The 2,549-nt window shown below is 29.0% G+C and carries 4 protein-coding genes; all 4 read right to left on the bottom strand.

Annotated elements, in window-relative coordinates:
- Positions 1-8: 8 nt before the first annotated feature.
- The 4 genes from glpK to G3997_RS03010 all read right to left on the bottom strand — a co-directional run bounded on the left by glpK (position 9) and on the right by G3997_RS03010 (position 2,253).
- The gene (gene glpK, locus G3997_RS03025) at positions 9-1,547 is read right to left on the bottom strand and encodes a glycerol kinase GlpK (protein WP_296647890.1); all 1,539 of its coding nucleotides are present in this window, start codon (positions 1,545-1,547) and stop codon (positions 9-11) included.
- Between the two features lie 49 nt (positions 1,548-1,596).
- Positions 1,597-1,803 carry a glycerol-3-phosphate responsive antiterminator gene (locus tag G3997_RS03020; RefSeq protein ID WP_296647886.1) on the bottom strand — a complete coding sequence of 69 codons (207 nt, stop codon included), beginning with the start codon at positions 1,801-1,803 and terminating at the stop codon, positions 1,597-1,599.
- A gap of 93 nt (positions 1,804-1,896) precedes the next feature.
- Positions 1,897-2,061 (bottom strand): hypothetical protein, encoded by a 165-nt coding sequence (locus tag G3997_RS03015; protein ID WP_296647881.1) that lies wholly within the window; start codon positions 2,059-2,061, stop codon positions 1,897-1,899.
- A gap of 27 nt (positions 2,062-2,088) precedes the next feature.
- Positions 2,089-2,253: a hypothetical protein gene (locus G3997_RS03010; protein WP_296647878.1), complete on the bottom strand. Its 165-nt coding sequence runs from the start codon at positions 2,251-2,253 to the stop codon at positions 2,089-2,091.
- Positions 2,254-2,549 lie beyond the last annotated feature (296 nt).

The following is a 2,549-nucleotide window of genomic DNA, read 5'->3' as shown; positions in this document are numbered from 1 at the left end:
ATTTTCTATTAATTCTCTATAGAAGATAACTCTTTTACAAATTCTTCATCTTCTTTAGCCCATAAAAGAGACCTACTAACTGCTTTTTTCCAACCTTTATATAATAAGTTTCTCTTAGCATCACTCATATTAGAAGTAAACTCTCTATCTATTAACCAAGAGTTCTTAATATCATCCTTGCTGCTATAGAACCCTACAGCAAGACCTGCTAAATATGCAGCTCCTAGTGCAGTAGTTTCAATAACCTTAGGTCTATTGATACTAGTATTTAATATGTCAGATTGGAATTGCATTAAGAAATYATTAGCACTTGCTCCACCATCAACTTTAAGTTCTTTTAACTTAAGGCCAGAATCTTCTTGCATTGCATTTAATACATCTTTAACTTGGTATGCTATTGATTCAAGTGTTGCTCTAACTAAATGTGCTCTATTAGCACCACGAGTAAGACCCATTACGCATCCTCTAGCATACATATCCCAATATGGTGCTCCAAGTCCTGCAAATGCAGGTACAACGTAGACTCCATTAGTATCAGGTACACTATTTGCATAGAATTCACTTTGCCCAGCATCATATAATACTCTAAGCTCATCTCTTAACCATTGTATAGATGCTCCACCTATAAATATGCTTCCTTCTAATGCGTATTCTACCTTACCATCAACACCCCAAGCTATAGTTGTTAATAGCCCATTTTTAGACTCAACCATTTTTTCTCCTGTATTCATAAGCATAAAACATCCTGTTCCATAAGTGTTTTTAGCACTACCTTCTTCAAAACATGTTTGCCCAAATAAAGCTGCTTGTTGATCTCCTGCACATCCTGCTATTGGTATTTGTGCTCCTGATAACATTCCTTCATCAGTATGACCATATATACAACTTGATGGTTTAACTTCTGGCAACATAGACTTTGGTATATCTAGTATTTCAAGTATCTCATCATCCCATTTTAGTTCTTTTATATTATAAAGCATTGTTCTTGCCGCATTACTATAATCTGTTACATGAACTTTCCCACGAGTTAAGTTCCATATTAACCAAGTGTCTACTGTACCAAATAATAAGTCTCCATTTTCTGCTTTTTCTCTTGCACCTTCTACATTATCAAGTATCCACTTTATTTTAGTAGCAGAAAAATATGCATCAAGTATTAATCCTGTTTTGTCTTTAATTAATTTTTCATAACCTTTTTCTTTTAATTCATCACATATTTCTGATGTTCTTCTACATTGCCATACTATAGCATTGTATACAGGTTTACCTGTGTTTTTATCCCAAACTATTGTAGTTTCCCTTTGGTTTGTTATACCTATTGCACTAACTTGATCTGGTCTTATGTAATTAGTTTCTAAGACTTCTCTCATTACTCCACTTTGACTTCCCCATATTTCCATAGGGTTATGTTCTACCCATCCTGCATGTGGATAAAATTGAGTGAATTCTTTTTGAGACGTTGCAACTATGTTACCTTCTTTATCAAATAGTATAGCTCTTGAGCTAGTTGTTCCTTGATCTAATGCCATTATATATTTTTTACTCATATTAATTCCTCCCAATAAAATTTATATTATAAATATCTAATCTATCTATTTAACTTCTNGATGATAGGCCTTGTATCATATCTAAATGTACAAATACTTTTTTATCGTATTTATGTAATTTATCAACTTTTTTCTTTAATGTTAATATATCTCCATTTAATAAAAATACAATATCACATTCAGATTTTATCACACTATCTAAATTATCTTCTTTTATTGCCCCTATAATTGGATTAAGCTCTAATAATTCTCTCATAAAAAATTCCCCTTATAACAAATTTACTTCTACTTATATTATACATAATTTTTTAAATTTTTTCATAAACTATAAAAAANCGTGGTAAGAAATTTACCACGTTTTATCTTTTTCGTTTTTTTCTTCATTTTTAATAATATCTTTAATATTATTTAAATTTGTTTTTATTTCATCTATAGAGGAACTACTCTTTAATATATCCTTAGTATATTGTAAAGCGTCATTGTAATGTCCATTGTAAAATCTGCTATCGCTCAAATTATTCACTCCTCTAACTAATTATTTTTAACATGGAGGAAAATGTCTTTTTCTAGCCAATCTATCTCCTACTATTTCTGATATTTTTTTATTTGATTGTATTTCTTTTGCTATTTCCATTTTAGTTGAATTTTCTTTTAATAATTTCTTCATTTCTTTATTGTTATCTAATTCTTCTCTTTTACTTGTCATAATAGTTTCCTTTCTTTTTATTTTGTTATATTTAAGTTGTCCATATCCAATACTTTTACTACAATTATTTTTTCTATTATTTAGTTAAATTTATCAATAATACTAACATCTGTATTTTACCCATAAGCAAAATAAATTATAAATTTATACATAAAAAAGAGACTTAAAAAAGCCTCTATAAATTATAATCTCTATTCCTTTCTTTCTGTTTATTCATATCGTAATGTGTATAGGTTGTAAACAACCCTCCAACAATAACTAAAAAATAATATACAAATATAGTATATAAAAATACA

It is taken from the genome of Romboutsia sp. 13368, from assembly GCF_018336475.1.
Taxonomy (GTDB): Bacteria; Bacillota; Clostridia; order Peptostreptococcales; family Peptostreptococcaceae; genus Romboutsia.
The sequence above is the reverse complement of the archived record's forward strand: the minus strand, read 5'-3'. Positions and strand labels throughout refer to the sequence as shown.